This is a genomic window from Tistrella mobilis KA081020-065 (genome assembly GCF_000264455.2).
Classification (GTDB): domain Bacteria; phylum Pseudomonadota; class Alphaproteobacteria; order Tistrellales; family Tistrellaceae; genus Tistrella; species Tistrella mobilis.
The window spans coordinates 646,458-662,656 of the sequence record NC_017958.1 but is presented as its reverse complement, the minus strand read 5'-3'; the positions used below and the strand labels follow the sequence as shown (position 1 = coordinate 662,656).

15 protein-coding genes are annotated in these 16,199 nt (G+C 68.8%); 7 read left to right on the top strand and 8 right to left on the bottom strand.

Going from position 1 to position 16,199, the window contains the following annotated elements; translation table 11 throughout:
- Window positions 1-27: 27 nt before the first annotated feature.
- Window positions 28-459, bottom strand: coding sequence for a hypothetical protein (locus tag TMO_RS26770; protein WP_014748192.1), 432 nt, complete (start codon window positions 457-459; stop codon window positions 28-30).
- 237 nt (window positions 460-696) lie between these two features.
- Between TMO_RS26770 and ybaL the strand changes: the two genes are divergently transcribed.
- Window positions 697-2,430, top strand: coding sequence for a YbaL family putative K(+) efflux transporter (ybaL, locus tag TMO_RS26765; RefSeq protein ID WP_014748191.1), 1,734 nt, complete (start codon window positions 697-699; stop codon window positions 2,428-2,430).
- Here the strand turns inward: ybaL and TMO_RS30045 are convergent.
- Genes TMO_RS30045 through TMO_RS26750 form a run of 3 tightly spaced genes read right to left on the bottom strand, consistent with a single transcriptional unit; the run spans window position 2,348 to window position 7,487 of the window.
- Window positions 2,348-3,208, bottom strand: a complete 861-nt coding sequence (locus TMO_RS30045) for a 4'-phosphopantetheinyl transferase family protein (RefSeq protein ID WP_051045633.1) — start codon at window positions 3,206-3,208, stop codon at window positions 2,348-2,350. The genes ybaL and TMO_RS30045 overlap by 83 nt on opposite strands.
- Window positions 3,195-6,293: an efflux RND transporter permease subunit gene (locus tag TMO_RS26755; protein WP_014748190.1), complete on the bottom strand. Its 3,099-nt coding sequence runs from the start codon at window positions 6,291-6,293 to the stop codon at window positions 3,195-3,197. Before TMO_RS26755 ends, TMO_RS30045 begins: the two co-directional genes overlap by 14 nt.
- 21 nt (window positions 6,294-6,314) lie before the next feature.
- Window positions 6,315-7,487: an efflux RND transporter periplasmic adaptor subunit gene (locus TMO_RS26750; protein ID WP_014748189.1), complete on the bottom strand. Its 1,173-nt coding sequence runs from the start codon at window positions 7,485-7,487 to the stop codon at window positions 6,315-6,317.
- 307 nt (window positions 7,488-7,794) lie between these two features.
- On the opposite strand from TMO_RS26750, the gene TMO_RS26745 reads away from it, so the two are divergent.
- The 5 genes from TMO_RS26745 (at window position 7,795) to TMO_RS30040 (ending at window position 11,522) form a co-directional block, all read left to right on the top strand.
- Window positions 7,795-8,127 carry a HesB/IscA family protein gene (locus TMO_RS26745; protein WP_014748188.1) on the top strand — a complete coding sequence of 111 codons (333 nt, stop codon included), beginning with the start codon at window positions 7,795-7,797 and terminating at the stop codon, window positions 8,125-8,127.
- 250 nt (window positions 8,128-8,377) lie between these two features.
- The gene (locus TMO_RS26740; protein WP_014748187.1) at window positions 8,378-8,710 is read left to right on the top strand and encodes a ferredoxin family 2Fe-2S iron-sulfur cluster binding protein; all 333 of its coding nucleotides are present in this window, start codon (window positions 8,378-8,380) and stop codon (window positions 8,708-8,710) included.
- A gap of 163 nt (window positions 8,711-8,873) precedes the next feature.
- Window positions 8,874-9,596 (top strand): thiaminase II, encoded by a 723-nt coding sequence (tenA, locus tag TMO_RS26735; RefSeq protein WP_014748186.1) that lies wholly within the window; start codon window positions 8,874-8,876, stop codon window positions 9,594-9,596.
- A gap of 54 nt (window positions 9,597-9,650) precedes the next feature.
- Window positions 9,651-10,805: a tRNA 2-thiouridine(34) synthase MnmA gene (mnmA, locus tag TMO_RS26730; protein ID WP_014748185.1), complete on the top strand. Its 1,155-nt coding sequence runs from the start codon at window positions 9,651-9,653 to the stop codon at window positions 10,803-10,805.
- Between the two features lie 138 nt (window positions 10,806-10,943).
- Window positions 10,944-11,522, top strand: coding sequence for a DUF2799 domain-containing protein (locus TMO_RS30040; RefSeq protein WP_014748184.1), 579 nt, complete (start codon window positions 10,944-10,946; stop codon window positions 11,520-11,522).
- A gap of 4 nt (window positions 11,523-11,526) precedes the next feature.
- Here the strand turns inward: TMO_RS30040 and TMO_RS26720 are convergent, their stop codons facing one another.
- From TMO_RS26720 to TMO_RS26705, 4 genes are all read right to left on the bottom strand, one after another.
- Window positions 11,527-13,020: a tripartite tricarboxylate transporter permease gene (locus TMO_RS26720; protein ID WP_014748183.1), complete on the bottom strand. Its 1,494-nt coding sequence runs from the start codon at window positions 13,018-13,020 to the stop codon at window positions 11,527-11,529.
- A 15-nt stretch (window positions 13,021-13,035) separates the two neighbouring features.
- The gene (locus tag TMO_RS26715; protein ID WP_014748182.1) at window positions 13,036-13,473 is read right to left on the bottom strand and encodes a tripartite tricarboxylate transporter TctB family protein; all 438 of its coding nucleotides are present in this window, start codon (window positions 13,471-13,473) and stop codon (window positions 13,036-13,038) included.
- A 1-nt stretch (window position 13,474) separates the two neighbouring features.
- The gene (locus TMO_RS26710) at window positions 13,475-14,431 is read right to left on the bottom strand and encodes a Bug family tripartite tricarboxylate transporter substrate binding protein (RefSeq protein ID WP_014748181.1); all 957 of its coding nucleotides are present in this window, start codon (window positions 14,429-14,431) and stop codon (window positions 13,475-13,477) included.
- A 114-nt stretch (window positions 14,432-14,545) separates the two neighbouring features.
- Window positions 14,546-15,277, bottom strand: coding sequence for a GntR family transcriptional regulator (locus tag TMO_RS26705; RefSeq protein WP_014748180.1), 732 nt, complete (start codon window positions 15,275-15,277; stop codon window positions 14,546-14,548).
- An 87-nt stretch (window positions 15,278-15,364) separates the two neighbouring features.
- Here TMO_RS26705 and TMO_RS26700 point away from each other — a divergent pair, with 87 nt between their 5' ends.
- Window positions 15,365-16,183 (top strand): amidohydrolase family protein, encoded by an 819-nt coding sequence (locus TMO_RS26700; protein ID WP_014748179.1) that lies wholly within the window; start codon window positions 15,365-15,367, stop codon window positions 16,181-16,183.
- The last annotated feature ends 16 nt before the right edge of the window (window positions 16,184-16,199 follow it).

Sequence of the window (16,199 nt, the reverse complement as noted above, 5' to 3'; positions counted from 1 at the left end):
CGGTGATATGCGGGCCGCGGCGGCCGGTCAGACGGCAGCGATGCGGCCCCGGCCCGCAGGCGGGGCGCGGACGGCGGGGCGGGTGAAGCGGCGGGGCCGTATCCGATCCTGCGGTTCTGCCACAAGGTGCCGGCGCCGGGGGGCGAGGCGGTGGCCGGGGATGGGGACGGCCGGTGGGGGAAGGGCCGATCCGCCCGCGGCGGGCAAGCCCATGGGCTGGCGGCCGTGATCGGCCAGAAGCACCGGCCCGGCATCGCGCGGCAGGATGAAGGGTGTGCCGGACCCCGTGGCGGTACCGATCGTGCCGGGCTGGCCGGCGGCATCCCGCGGGGCCGGCAGCTGCGGCACCGCACCCGCCACCGCGCCCGCCGTCCACAACAGGGCGAGCAGCGCCAGCAGCATCGGCAGCAGGCGCTGCCGGCCGGCAGCGTGCGGGCCATGCGGGAGGGGCTGGGGCATACGGGGGCGGCCTTCGTGGACGGGGCAGACTCTCCGCAAAAATCGGGTGAGGTTCTTGAACCGTCAAGGGCTGCGCCATATACCGGGATGAGCGGCTTTCATCCGCGGCTCCCCGTCACCCTGATCCCTTCCTTCAACCTTCGTGGCCGATGACGCATGTCTGCGTCTGGTGTTTCACGGCCCGATTTCGCCTGCCCCTCATTCTTCCGCTCAGCTTTTCCGGAGACCCGGCCGCGCATGCATCACGACCTGCCCCTCGTCACCACCATCGTCGCCGGTCTGGGCCTCGCCTTCGTGCTGGGGGCGATCGCCCAGCGGCTGAAGATTTCGCCGCTGGTCGGCTATCTGCTGGCCGGCGTGGCGATCGGGCCGGCGACGCCGGGCTATGTCGCCGATCAGAAGCTGGTGCCGCAACTGGCCGAACTTGGGGTGATCCTGCTGATGTTCGGGGTGGGGCTGCACTTCTCGGTCAAGGATCTGATGTCGGTGCGGCGGATCTCTCTGCCCGGTGCCGTTGCCCAGATGGGGCTGGCGACGCTGCTCGGGCTGGGGATGGCGCTGACGCTCGGCTGGACGATCACGGCCGGTCTGGTCTTCGGCCTCGCATTGTCGGTGGCAAGCACCGTGGTGCTGCTGCGGGCGCTTCAGGAGCGCCGGCTGATCGAGACCGAACGCGGCCGGATCGCCGTGGGCTGGCTGATCGTCGAGGATCTGGCGATGGTGCTGGCCCTGGTGCTGGTGCCGGCCTTCGGTGCCCTGATGACCGCCGAGGGCCGCGGCGCGCCGTCGCTCCCGGAGATCGCGGCCACGGTGGCGATCACGCTGGGTAAGGTGGTGGTCTTCGTGGCCGTGATGCTGCTGATCGGCCGGCGCGTTGTGCCCTGGGTGCTGCACCAGGTGGCGCATATGGGCTCACGCGAGCTGTTCCGGCTGTGCGTCCTGGCCCTGGCCCTGGGGGTCGCCTTCGCCGCCTCGGAGATTTTCGGGGCCTCCTTTGCCCTCGGCGCCTTCTTTGCCGGGCTGGTGCTGAGCGAATCGACCCTGTCCCATCGGGCGGCGGAGGAATCGCTGCCGCTGCGCGATGCCTTCGCGGTGCTGTTCTTCGTCTCGGTCGGCATGCTGTTCGATCCGGCGATCCTGATCGAGGACCCCCTGCCGGTGGCGGCGACGCTGGTCATCATCGTCCTGGGCAAGTCGCTGGCCGCCTATGGCATCGTGCGGGCCTTCGGCCATGGCCGGGGTACGGCGCTGACCATTTCGGCCAGCCTTGCCCAGATCGGCGAGTTCTCGTTCATCCTGGCGGCGCTGGGCGTGTCCCAGGGGCTGATGCCGGCCGAGGGGCAGGATTTCATTCTGGCGGGGGCCATCCTGTCGATCCTGATCAACCCGCTGCTCTTCCGGGCGATCGACATCTGGCGCGCGCGGACCGAACCGATGCTGCCGCCGGCCCGGCCCGAAGATGCGCCCGACCTGCCGCCGGTGCCGACGACGCTGGCCGATCATGCGGTGGTGGTGGGCTATGGCCAGGTCGGCCGGCGGATCTGTGCCGAACTCGAAGCGCGCGATCTGCCGTTTCTGGTGATCGAGGATCTGCCCGGCCGCACCGCCGATCTGGCGAAGCGCGGCATCGAATGCGTCCAGGGCAATGCCGCGGCGCCCGACATTCTGAAGGCCGCCAATCTGGCGGGGGCGCGGATGATGTTCGTGATGATCTCGCGCAGTTTCGAGGCCGGCCAGGTGGTCGGCCAGGCGCTGGCGGCCAATCCCGGGCTGATCGTGGTCGCCCGGGCCGAGGATGACGATCAGGCCGCCTATCTGGCGGCACAGGGCCATTTGGAGGTGGTGACCGATCCCGAAGAGATCGCCCGCAGCATGATCCTGCGCGCTTTCAGCCGGCGGCTTGCAGATGAAGCCGGGGCAGCATCGCCGCTGTCACCCGGTGCAGCCGCCAGCGGGGCCGGGGCTGCCTGACGGGCGCGAGCAGGGCGCCCGCCAGATGCAGGCCCCCGCGCCCGTCTGCAGGCGGCAGTTCCCGATGGCTCAGATGCCAGGTGAGGCCCATGGGCGGGGCGGGATCGCGGGCTTCGATATCGGGCAGCAGCCCCTCGGCCGGCCAGCCGGCGGGAAAGCGGATGCTGAAGCCCGAGAGTTTCTGCGACAGCCCCTGGCCTGTGGTCTTGATCACCGCTTCCTTGAGCGTCCAGAGGGTGAGGAAGCGGCGGGCACGGTCTGCCGCCGTGGGCAGGGCTTCGAGTGCTGCCGCCTCATCTTCCGCGAAGAAGCTACGGGCAATGCGGGCATCGTAATCGCCCAGCCGGTCGGCGGCCTCGACATCGACGCCGAGATCGGTGGCAGCGCAGGCCGGATCGGTGGTGACCGCCACCGCCACCGCCTCGCGGGTGTGCGACAGGTTGAAGCGCAGCGCCGGCCGGCCGTCGGCCAGAACGGGCATCTGCCCGGCCGCCAGTTCGGGCTTGCCGCGGGCACCGGCGGTGAAGCGGAGCCGGGCCGGGGCGATACCGGTCCGCACCGCCAGCACCGAGCGGACCAGGGCATGGGCGGCGATATAGGTCCGGCGGTCGCGGTCGAAATGAAAGCGCGCGGCCCGCGCCCGCTCCTCGTCGTCGAGAAGCGGGGCGAGTCGGGCGGCGACCTCCGGATCGGTGGCATCAAGGGTCATGACCAGAAGGTCGACCCCGGGGCCACCGTCGGGCTGGCCAATGGGGGCCGGATCGTCAGTGGGCAACATGGCCCTGGGCTCCCTCGGCGGCGAGTTCGGCATCGCTCGGCGCCTCGACGATCGGCTTCATGTCGCGGCGGCTGATATAGGTATAGACCGTCGGGATCACGAACAGGGTGAAGAAGGTGCCGACCAGCAGGCCGCCGACGATCACCCAGCCGATATCCTGGCGGCTTTCGGCGCCGGCGCCAGTGGCGAGTGCCAGCGGCACCGTGCCCAGCACCATCGCACCGGTGGTCATCAGGATCGGGCGCAGGCGCTGCACCGCCGCCTCGACCACCGCATCGCTGCGCGACAGGCCCTCGCGCCGGATCTGGTTCGAGAATTCGACGATCAGGATACCGTGCTTGGTGATCAGGCCGATCAGGGTGACCACGCCGACCTGGCTGTAGATGTTGAAGGTGCCGCCCGAGAGGTACAGCGCCAGAAGGCCGCCGGTGATCGAGAGCGGCACGGTCAGCATGATGATGAACGGGTCGCGCCAGCTTTCGAACTGGGCGGCAAGCACCAGGAAGATGAAGCCGAGCGCCAGCACGAAGGTCATCACCAGGCTGGAGGCGCTGTCGCGGAATTCGCGGCTCTGGCCCGACAGGTCGGTGGTCGCCTGACCGCCCAGTTCCTCCCGCGCGACCTGGTCGAGGAAGGTGAGGGCGTCACCCAGCGCATAGCCCGGCGCCAGATTGGCATCGACCGTGACCGAGCGCAGCTGGTTGAAGTGGTTCAGCCCCTGCGGCGCCACGGTCTCGGTCACCTTGACCAGGTTCGAGAGCTGGACCATGTCGCCGGTGGCCGAGCGGACATAGATCGCGCTCAGATCCGACGGCGTCGCCCGGTAGCGATCATCCAGGCGGATGATCACGTCATACTGGTCGCCATGCAGCTTGAAGCGGGTGACCTGACGCCCGCCGAGGGCGGTTTCCAGCGTCCGGCCGATCACGTCGACGCCGATGCCGAGATCGGCGGCCTTGGCCCGGTCGACCGAGACGGTCAGCTGCGGCCGGTTGAGCTTGAGGTCGGTTTCGACATTCTGCAGCCCGGGGTTCTGCATCGCCCGCGCGACGATCTTGTCGACCAGCGCGCCCAGCTGTTCATAGGGCAGCGAGGACTGGACCACGAACTGCACCGGCTTTTCGCCGATTTCCTGGCCGAGCGGGGCGGGCGGGATCGGGAAGGCCATCACACCCGGAAGGCCACCGAACATCGAGGGCATCACCGAGGCTGCAATCTCGGAGGCGCTGCGTTCGCGATCCGCCCAGTTCTTGAGCTTCACGAAGCTGATGCCCTGCGATTTCAGCGGGAAGCCGGCAACCACGAAATAGGTCTCGGCCTCGGGGATGCCGGCATAGATGCCCTCCAGCCCGCGGGCATAGCGCTCGGTATAGTCGAGCGTCGCGCCCTCGGGGCCGATCAGGAAGCCGATCAGGAAACCCTGATCCTCGTAGGGGGCCAGCTCTTCCGGCAGGGCCTTGAGCAGGAAGAAGCTGCCGCTCGCAACGCCCAGACCGATCAGCAGGATCAGCGGCCGGACCTTGAGCGCGCCCTTGAGCGTTGCCCGATAGCCGCGGGTCAGGCCGTTCAGGAAACCCTCGATGATCCGGTAGAACAGGCCGTGGCTGGTCTGGTGCTTCAGCAGCACGCCGCACATCATCGGCGTCAGCGTCAGCGCCACGAAGCCCGAGATCAGCACGGCGCCGGCCAGGGTGAGGGCGAATTCGGTGAACAGCCGGCCGGTGGTGCCGGTCTGGAAGGCGATCGGCATGTAGACAGCGGCAAGCGTGATGGTCATTGCGATGACTGCGAAGGCGATCTCGCGGCTGCCCTTGAAGGCCGCGCGCATCGGCGACATGCCCGCCTCGATATGGCGGAAGATGTTCTCCAGCATCACGATCGCGTCGTCGACCACCAGGCCGATGGCGAGCACCAGCGACAGCAGGGTCAGCGTGTTGATGGTGAAGCCCAGCAGATACATCATGAAGAAGGCGCCGATCAGCGAGACCGGAATGGTCACCAGCGGCACCAGCGTCGCGCGCAGCGAGCGCAGGAACAGGAAGATGATCAGGATGACCAGCACCACCGCCTCGATGATGGTGTCGTAGACATTGTTGATCGATTCCTGAATGAAGACCGAGCTGTCATAGGCGACGTCGACCCGCATGCCCTCGGGCAGGTTCTCGATGATCTCGGGGATGCGCGTGCGTACCGCCGCCGAGACGTCGAGCGGGTTGGCGGTCGCCTGTTTGACCACACCCATCGCCACGGCGGGCTTGCCGTTGAAGCGGGCGGCGCTGTCTTCCGCCTCGGCACCGATGAAGGCCTGGCCGACATCGGAGAGGTGGATCTGATGGCCGTCGCGCTCGGCGAGCACGATGGCGTTGAACTGTTCGGGGCGCTGCAGATCGGTTTCCGAGAGCACGGTGAATTCGCGCTCGGCGCTTTCGATCGTGCCGGCCGGGATTTCGACATTCTGGGCGGCCAGCGCCGCCTCGATCTCCTGGATCGTCAGTCCGTAGCCGGCGACGCGGATCGGGTCGAGCGCGATGCGCATCGAATAGCGCCGCTCACCGAAGATCATCACCTGAGACACGCCGGTCAGGATCTGGAGCTGGTCCTTGACGTAGCGGTCGGCATAGTCCGACAGCTCCAGCGGCGAATGCCGGTCGGACGAGAAGGCGAGATAGATGATCGGCTGGGCGTCGGCCTCGACCTTCTCGATGATCGGCTCGTCGATTTCGTCGGGCAGCTGGCCGCGGACGCGCGCCACGCGGTCGCGGACATCGGCGGCCGCATCGCTCGGATCGCGGTCCAGCTTGAAGCGCAGGGTGATCTGGCTCTGCTGCTGGCGGCTGATCGAGGTGATGTAGTCGATCCCCTCGATGCCCGACAGGCTGTCTTCCAGGATCTGGGTGATCTGGCTTTCCATGATCTGGGCGCTGGCGCCCGGATAGGTGGTCTCGACATTCACGACCGGCGGGTCGATGTTGGGATATTCGCGGACCGACAGCCGGTCATAGGCGACCAGGCCCAGCAGCAGGACCACGAAGCTCAGCACGGTCGCGAAGACCGGTCGCTGGATGCAGATATCGGAGAGTTTCATAAGGCTCTGTCCTCTCCGCGATCAGCCGCCGGACGCCGGGGCAGCGGCAGCCGGGGCGGCGGCATCCGATCCGGAGGCGCCGGCACCGGGGGCGGGCTCGGCGAAAGGATCGGCGCCGGTCGGCAGCGGCATCACCGGCATGCCCGGGCCGATCTTGATCTGACCCGCGGTGATGATCAGGTCGCCATCGGCGAGACCCTTGGTCACCCCCACTTCGCCCACGCGCCGCGCACCGATGGTGACCGGCTGCGGCGTCGCCTTGCCGTCGACGATCTTGTAGACGAAAGGCCCGTCACGGCCGGGCACGATGGCCTGTTCGGGAATGATCAGCGCATCGCCGATTTCGTTCAGCACCGCGGTGATGCGCGCGAACATGCCGGGTTTGAGCCGGCCGTCGGCATTGTCGATCTCGGCGCGCACCGCCAGGCTGCGGCCGCCCGGGTCGAGCCTGGGGTCGATTGCCGCCACCCGGGCGGGGAAGCGCTCGCCGGGGAAGGCCTCCACCTCCACCGTCACCGCCGTCCCGGGATGGACCGAGCCCGCGAAACGTTCGGGCAGGCGGAACACCGCCCGGATCGGGTCGATGTCGTCCAGCGTGGTCAGGGTCTGGCCGGGCGAGACATAGGCGCCCAGATCGACCTGACGGAAACCGGCGATGCCGTCGAAGGGGGCCGTGATCACGGTCTTTTCCAGCTGCACCTTTGCCGATTGCACCTGGGCCTGCGTGATCAGCAGCTCAGCCTCGGCTTCGTCACTGGCACGGGCCGTGCCGGCGCCGCGGCGGGCAAGGTCGCGGGCGCGTTCGGCATTGCGGCGGTTGACCTCGATCGAGGCCTGGGCCTCGGCCAGCACGGTGCGGGCGATGGCGTCGTCCAGGCGGAACAGCACCTGGCCGGCCTTCACCCTGGCACCATCGGCCACCTCGATCGCCGACAGCCGGCCGGTGATTTCCGAGGCGACGTCGATCGCCTGTACCGCCTCCAGCCCGCCGGCGACGGTGATGGTCTCGGCGAACGGTTCCAGCCGGGCCTTGGCTGCTTCGACCGGCATGCCCTGCGGAGCGCCCTGGGCAAAGGCCGCTCCGATGCCCGGCACCGGCAGCATGGTCAGAAGCGCGGCTGCCAGGACGGGAATGGCCGCGGCGGCGGGACGGGCACGAAGTGGCCTGCGGATCGGGTGGCGTCGGTCGGTCATGTGGCTTCGGTCCCGGTCGTGCCGGCCGTTGCGCGGCAGAACTGCCGCGTCGGCCGGTATTGGTGCGGTGATGCTGGCGGGCGGACGGAATGATCCGCAGCTGAATGCAGCCTGGAATGCCGATGAGGCATGGCCCCTCTGCCGGAGATGGGGATCTTGCCCTCTTTCATCCGGCGGGCGAGCGATTATGTTAGAGTTCAAAGGCCGCGTCGCCCGGAATCCGTCGGGGGCGAAGGTCAGACGGTCCGGAACGTATCGGTTTCGTTCGCGGCCGTCGCATGCAGGTCACAGCAAGGAGGTCCAGCCGATGCCCATGCCGGCACTGCGCATTACCGATGCCGCCGCCGACAGGCTGCGCGGTCTGATGGCCGACAAGGAGGGTGTGGTCGGCATCCGGGTGGGCGTGAAGACCGCCGGGTGTTCGGGGCTCGCCTATACCATGGAAATGGCCGATGACGTCGCCAAGCATGACGAGGTGATCGAGGAGAAGGGCGTCCGCATCCTGATCGATCCCAAGGCGATCCTGTTCCTGATCGGCACCGAGATGGATTGGGAAGAGGACAAGCTTCAGGCCGGTTTCGTATTCCGGAACCCGAACGAGAAGGGTCGCTGCGGCTGCGGCGAGAGCTTCCACGTCTGATCGCCTTCCTGCCGGACGGCGCTTAGCACAAGTTGAGTTGAGAACGGATCATTCACTACAGGTTGAATATCCGGAAGATCCGGCATAGTCTGGCGATGGTCGCAGGCGCAAGTGCCCGCGGGCTCGGAGAGTTTCGGGCTTGCCCTCGGCGATGGAATGCGGTTCAACGAAGCCGAGCGAGCTTGCCGCCGCGGGCGTGGAGCCCGTCCGGGTCCGTGCGGCGGACACGAGGGACGAGAGAAGAAACGCGATGCCCAAGATCACCTTCATCGAGCGTGACGGCAACCGCCGCGAAGTCGAGGCGCCCGTCGGCCTGTCGATCCTCGAGATCGCCCACCGCAACAGTATCGACATCGAGGGCGCCTGCGAGGGTTCGCTGGCCTGCTCCACCTGCCATGTGATCGTGGCACCCGAGGATTTCGAGCGTCTGCCCGACGCGGCGGAAGAGGAAGAGGACATGCTCGACCTCGCCTGGGGGCTGACCAAGACCTCGCGCCTCGGCTGCCAGATCATCATCACCGAAGAGCTGGACGGCCTGACCGTCTCGCTGCCGACGGAAGTCCACAACGCGCTGATCGACTGATCGGGACCGCGCGTTCTGGCATTCGATATCTTGAGGACGCCGCCGGTTCTGCCGGCGGCGTTTTCGCATGGCCGGGATGTCCAGTCCGGGGCTGGCCAGCCGTGGCTGGCGCAGCTAGTCTGCGGGCCCTGCCTCCTGCCGCACCGCCCAGAGGAGATCCGGAATGCTCGACGACCTGCCGGCCGGCCATGGCCTGTTCGCCGAAGACGGGCTGATCGCCCGGCTGCGCGATCTGACCCGCACCGACTGGGAGGCCTATATCGGCCATGATTTCGTGCGCGGGCTGAGCCGGGGCGACCTGCCGCGGCCGGCCTTCCGGCATTATCTGATCCAGGACTATCTGTTCCTGATCCAGTTCGCACGGGCCTATGCGCTCGCCGCCTTCAAGGCCGAGACGCTGGACGACATGCGCGCCGCGGCCGAGACCCTGCGCGGGCTGACCGATACCGAGATGAAGCTGCATGTCCGGACCTGCGCCGGCTGGGGGCTGACGGAAGCGCAGATGGCGGCGACGCCCGAGGATCTGCCGACCATCGCCTATACCCGCTTCGTGATCGATGCCGGGCTGAAGGGCGACCTGCTCGACCTGCTGGTGGCGTTGTCGCCCTGCGTGGTCGGTTATGGCGAGATCGGGCTGCGCCTGAAGGCGGCGGCGGTGGCACTGCCCGAAGGCGACGCGTATCGCGACTGGATCGAGGCCTATTCGGGTGACGAGTATCTGGCGATCGCCCGGGCCGCCGCCGACCAGATCGACCGGGTCTGGCGCGAGCGCGGCGCCGAGGCGCGGCTGCCAGCCCTGACCGGACTTTTCGCCGCTGCCGGCCGCCTGGAAGCCGCGTTCTGGCAAATGGGACTGGACGCGGCCGCCCGCGCGACCGACATCTGAAGGCATGCGGCGGCCTCCTGCCGTCCGATACCGGCTCAAGGAAAGACACGTCAGATGAACAGCCTCGGCCTCGACAAGCCCGCCGCCGCCACGCGGGTGGTGGTCGCCATGTCGGGCGGCGTCGACAGCTCGGTGACGGCCGCGATGCTGAAGGCCGAGGGCTATGACGTCGTCGGTGTCACCCTGCAGCTTTATGATCACGGCATGGCGGTGGAAAAGGCGGGCGCCTGCTGTGCCGGCCGCGACATCCGCGATGCCCGGGCAGTGGCGGAAAAGCTCGGCATCCCGCATTACGTGCTGAATTACGAGCAGCGCTTCCGCACTGCGGTGATCGATGATTTCGCAGAGAGCTATCTGGCCGGCGAGACGCCGATCCCCTGCGTGCGCTGCAACGAGCGGGTGAAGTTCCGCGACCTGCTCGACACAGCCCTCGACCTGGATGCCGACCTGCTGGTCACCGGCCATTACGCCCGGCTGACCACGGGCGCCGATGGCGGGCCGGCCCTGCTGCGCGGCCGCGACCCGGCCCGCGACCAGAGCTATTTCCTGTTCGCGATCACCAAGCAACGGCTCGCCCGGCTGCGCTTCCCGCTGGGCGACATGGAAAAGCCGAAGGTGCGGGCGCTTGCCGCCGAATACGGTCTGGTGGTTGCCGCCAAGCCCGACAGCCAGGACATCTGCTTCGTGCCGTCTGGCCGCTATGCCGAAACCGTGCGCAAGCTCGCCCCGGCCGCCGAGGCCCCGGGCGAGATCGTCCATGCGGTGACCGGCGAGGTGCTGGGCGCGCATGAAGGCGTCTATCGCTACACCATCGGCCAGCGCCGCGGGCTGAAGCTCGATCGCGGCGGCCCTGAGCCGCTTTATGTGGTGCGGCTGGATGCGGTGCGCCGGCGGGTGATCGTGGGGCCGGGCCATCTTCTGGGCCACCACGAGGTGGCGGTGCATGACGTGCACTGGCTGGGCGAGGGCGATCTGCCGCCGGCAGAGGGGCTGCGCATCCAGGCGCGGATCCGCTCGACCGTCGAGCCGGCAGCGGCCCGGCTGACGGTGACGGCCGATGCGGCGGGCGGGCTGACGGCCCGGGTGGTATTCGACGACCCGCAGCGTGCGGTGGCCCCGGGCCAGGCCTGTGTGTTCTATCAGGGGGACCGGGTGCTGGGCGGCGGCTGGATCACCGGCGCTGTCGACAGGCAGGTCGCTGCCGCCTGACGGCAGGTTGACAGCGGTTTGCCCCCGGGCGGCCGGGCAGGTGCCGGGCATCGGATGCGGTGCTATAAGCGCGCTGCGGGCCCTGCCGCCCGCGACCGGCCCCGGTCGGGGGACGATGCCCTGGAAGACGCTGCACCGATGATGAATGCCCGGACTTTCTTCACCCCCGCCAGGCTGATCAGGCGCTGCCTGATCCTGCTTGCCCTGCTGGCCGCCCCGCTGGTCGTGTCTGCCTGCGCCAGCATGAGCGAGGATGAGTGCCGCGTGGCCGACTGGCAGCGCACCGGCTATGCCGACGGCGCCGCCGGCGAGGATCAGGACACGATCGCAAGCTATACCAGCGACTGCGCCAAGGCGGGTGTGCGCCCGAATGCCGCCGCCTGGCGGGCCGGCTGGGATCAGGGCATCAAGACCTATTGCACCCCGGCCCGCGGCTGGGAAGAGGGCGTGGACGGCAATTCCTGGAAGAGCGATGTCTGCCGCGGCCAGCCGCAGGGTGCCGCCTTCGAGCGGGCGCTTCGTGATGGTCTGAAGGTGTCGGAAACCCGGCGCGACATCCAGAACAACGACTTCCGGATCAACGAGCTGGAGCGCAAGCTCCAGAAGGCGCAGAAGGATGACGAGCGTCGCAGCCTGCGCGACCAGATCCGCAATCTCGACCGCCAGCAGTCGACCCTGCGTGATCTTCTGTCGCGTCAGGAGAAGCTGAAGCCCTGAGGCGTCAACGGTCGCTGCGGCGTGTGGGCTTCAGGCGCCGCAGCAGCGGCCAGAGAATGAAGCCCACGGTCGCCGCGGCGATGATCATCGACAGCGGGCTCGACACCAGGTGCAGGGGGTCGCCACGTCCGATCAGCAGGGCGCGGCGCACCCCCTGTTCCGCCATCGGGCCCAGGATCATGCCGAGCACGATGGGGGCGAGCGGCACCTCCAGCTTCTCCAGCAGATAGCCGGCAAGGCCTGCGCCGAACATCAGCCAGAGATCCACCACCCGGCCGTTGATGACATAGACGCCCACCGCCATCAGCACCAGGATGGTCGGCACCAGCATCACCCCCGGCAGGCGCTGGACCTGGGCGAAGACCCGCGTGGCTGCGGCGCCGCCCACCAGCAGGATCAGCACCGAGGTGATCAGCATCTGCACCATGAAGCCGCCGACCAGATCCGGCGCCTGGTGGAAGAGCTGCGGGCCCGGCTGCAGGCCGTGGATCAGCAGCGCGCCCAGCACCAGGGCCGCCACCACATTGCCCGGAATGCCCAGGGTGAGCGCCGGGATCATCGAGGCGGCATTGTCGGCATTGTTGCCGCATTCGGCCGCCGCCACGCCCTCGGGCGCGCCCTTGCCGAAACGGTCGGGGTCGCGGGCGCGGTTCTTGGCCGCGTTGTAGGACAGAAAGGCGGCGATGTTGCCGCCGGCGCCGGGCAGAATGCCGACCGCGATGCCGATCAGCGACGAGCGGATCCAGGTCGGCACCAGGGCCAGCACCTCGGCGCGGCCGAGCCGGACGCGGGCGAGGCGGAGCGCGCTGGCCGGCAGGCCCTTGAGATCCGCGGCCTCTGCCAGCTGCAGCACCGGCGGCAGGGCGTAGAGGCCGACCAGGATCACGATCAGGTCCAGCCCGCCCAGCAGCCAGGGCTGATCGAAGGTGAAGCGCGAGCTGCCCGAAAGCTGGTCGAGCCCGACCGTTCCCAGCAGCAGCCCCAGCACCGAGGCGATGAGGCCCTTCAGCGCGTCGCGCCCGACCATCACGCCGACCGAGGCCATGCCGAACATGGCGATCCAGAAATATTCCGCCGGGCCGAAATAGAGCGTGCCGCGGGCAAGCAGCGGGCCGAGCGTCATCAGCGCGATCGCCGAGGCGGTGCCGCCGATGGCAGAGGACCAGCAGGCGATCTTGAGCGCCTTGGCCGCCTCGCCCCGCTCCGCCATCGGGAAGCCGTCGAAGGTGGTGGCGATGGCGGCAGGGGTGCCGGGGATGCGCAGCAGGATCGCCGGGATCGCGCCGCCATACATGGAGCCGTTATAGATGCCGGCGACCATGCCAAGTGCCACCAGCGGGTCCATGGAATAGGTGAGCGGCAGCAGCAGGGCGATGGCCATGACCGGGTTCAGCCCCGGCAGCGCCCCGATGAACACACCGAGCAGCGAGGCGCCGAGCATGGCGAGCAGCGGGCCGGCCGCGAACACGCCCGACAGGATCTGGAGGATGATGTCCATGGGGGTGCGGAAACCTCAGCCGGGGCGGAACCAGATTTCGGGCGGCAGCGGCTTGTTCAGCACCATCGAGAACACCAGCCAGACCGCTGCGGTGAAGATGATGGTGCCAAGCGCGACCAGCACCGGCCGGCGCAGGCCGAGCGCCACGGGCATGGTCGCGACCGCGAGCGCCGAGGCGGTGTAGAAGCCGAGCACCGGCACGAGTGCCAGATAGGCGGCGCCCATGGCGCTGGTGCCGATCAGCCTGGGGGCGTGGATGGCCAGCGGGCGCGGCTTCCGGCTGCCCCGGACCGCCGCACGGACGGCCAGGGCCAGACCAAGCGCTGCAAGCACGATCCCGAGTGCCAGGGGATAGTGGCCCGAGGCGCCGCGATAGCCTGAGGCCTCGAGGCCCGCGAACCCGCCGAGGGCGGCGAGGACGAGGCCGAGGACGACGTCCTGCCGCCGCTCCATCTCAGTTGCCCAGGCCCAGCGCCTTGGCCACACGGGCAAGGGCGTCGTATTCGCCCTGCAGCCGGGCCGCCAGCGCCTCACCCGTTACGACATTGGGGATCTCGCCGCGGGTGGCCAGAAACGCGACATATTCAGGCGTGTTCACCGCCTCCTGGATCGCCTTGGTCAGGGTCTCGACCGTGGCCGGATCCATGTCCTTCGGGCCCATGATCGCCCGCCAGAGCAGGGTCTCTTCACTGCCGAGACCCAGAGAGGCGAGGCCGGCGGCATCGGGCAGGGCCGCGACCGGGGCGGCCGAGGTGACGATCAGGCACTTGGCCTCTCCCGACTGGACGTAAGGGATGACCGGCGAGATCGAGCCGCCATAGATGTCGACATGGCCGCCCAGGAAGTTCTGCAGGGTTTCACCGGCGCCGCCGAAGGGGATGGCCACCGCCTTCACGCCCTTGGCCTGGAAGATCCGCTCGGCGGCGAGCTGCATGGTGCCGCCGATGCCGTCATTGCCATAGGTGTATTTGTCTGGATGGGCGGCCAGTTCCGCCAGGAAGTCGGCGCCGGTCGCGGCCGGGAAATCCGCCTTGACGCAGAGCGTATAGGCGGTTTCCGAGGTCGAGGCGATCGGCGTGAAGCTGGCCGCGTCATAGGCGACCTTCTGCACCTGCGGCACCGTGGTCAGCGGGCTGTTCCAGGTGGCGAGTAGGGCATAGCCGTCGGGCTTGGCGCGCAGGAACTGGGTGGCGCCGACCGCGCCGCCGCCGCCAGCCACGTTCAGGATGGCGATGCTGGTGCCGAGCTTCTCTTCCAGGATGGTGGCGAGCTTGCGGGCGGCGGTGTCGGTGCCGCCGCCGGCGGGCGCCGGCACCGTCATCTCGATCGGCCGTTCGGGATAGGCAGCGACGGCGAGCGAGGTGGTGGCGAGCAGGCCGGCCATGACGGCCGTGGTCACGAGCGTCTTCATTGTCGTCCCTCCCTGGACGTTGGTCTTCTCTGTGGCGGCTTCCGGATATGTCCGGCCGGGCCTGCACCGCGGGCGCATCCGCGGGCAGGCGTCTGCGGCGGGGGAACCGGCGGGTCAGCCGATCCGGCTGCGGTAGCGGAAATTCAGGGCGTCGCCGCGGGCGATCCGCCATTCGACGGCGGTGCCGTCGATGGTGAAGGCAGTGCGCTCGATACAGGCCACGGGCGCGCCTTCGGCAATGCCGAGCAGGGCGGCCGTGGTGGCGTCGGCCTGGCCGAAGCTCACATCATCGATCGCGCGCGCCACGAAGACCCCGAAGCGGTCGTAATAGACGGGGTAGAGCAGGGGGCCGAGTTCGCCCGCGGGCAGGCTTTCCAACCCCTCGAAACGATCGGCGCGGATATAGATCTCCTCGGCCAGGATCGGCCGGCCCGAGAGCGAGCGGACGCGTTCGATGCGGATGGTATCGGCTGTGCTCAGAATCGCCGCGACCGCATCCGGTGCCGTCATCCGCACCCGGGTGATCAGCTGGCTTTTCGGAATGCTGCGGGCATCTTCGCCCGGGCCCTGCATCTGGAAGAAGCGGAACAGCGTCGCGTCGAAGGCGGGCTTGCGCAGATAGGTTCCCGAGCCCTGGCGGCGCTCCAGCAGGCCTTCATCGACCAGCTGCTGCACGGCCTTGCGCACGGTGCCCACCGACAGCCGGTGATCGCGGGCGAGCGCGTTTTCCGACGGCAGCGCACGGTCGGGGCCCCATTCCCCGGCGGCGATGCGGGCCGCCAGCTCGTCACGCAGGCGCAGATAGGCCGGCAGCCGCTCATCGGACGGCATGGACTGTTTCAGCATCGGTCTGGTCTCCCTCTGCCTTCCTGCCTAAACCCTTTGACCCCTCAGGTCAACCAGTTCTATATAGAACTATATGATGGAGGCGAGATGATCGGTTTCGATGCGCATGTTCATGTCTACGACCAGGTGGCGGCCGTCGGCCGCGTGCGCTATCTGCCCGACCGGCCGGCGCCCTTGGTGGACTGGCTCGATCTGCTGGCGGCGCATGGCCTGAAGGGCGGGGTGATCGTTCAGGTCAGCTTCCTCGGGACCGACAACCGCATGATGCTGGACGCGCTGGAACGGCTGGACCGCAGCCGCTTCGCCGGGGTGGCCGTGGTCGAGACGAACACACCCGCGGCTGGTTTGAAAGCTCTGGCGGCAGCCGGCATCCGTGGCCTGCGCTGGAACCTGGTGGCGGGCGCCTCCGTGCCCGACCCGGCCGATCCGGAGGTGCGGCGCTTTCTGGGGGGCATGCGCGATGCCGGGCTGCATCTGGAAATCCAGCTGGAAAGCAGCCGTCTGGCGCCGGTTCTGGCGCCGCTCGCCATGGCGGTGGACGGGCTGGTGATCGACCATCTGGGCCTGCCCGAGGCGGCGGACCCGGCCGTCGAGCCCTGGTTTCAGGCCCTGGCCGCCCTGCCGTCGGATCACGGGGTTCATGTCAAGGCGAGCGCGCCCTATCGCAGCCGGGTGGCGGTGGACGGCCATGTTGCCTGGCTGGCGCAGCGGCTTGGCCCCGACCGCATCCTTTGGGGCAGCGACTGGCCCCATACCCGCCACGAGGCCCGGGCGGCGTATCGCGGCCTGCGCGACCGCCTGCCGCCCATCCTCGACGACGCGGCCGCCGCGGCCCGCCTCTACGGCCTGACCGCCACGACCGCGATCGGGGACCAGCCTGCCAAAAACCGTCACACCGCCCCTTGACAACCCGCCCGCCGAT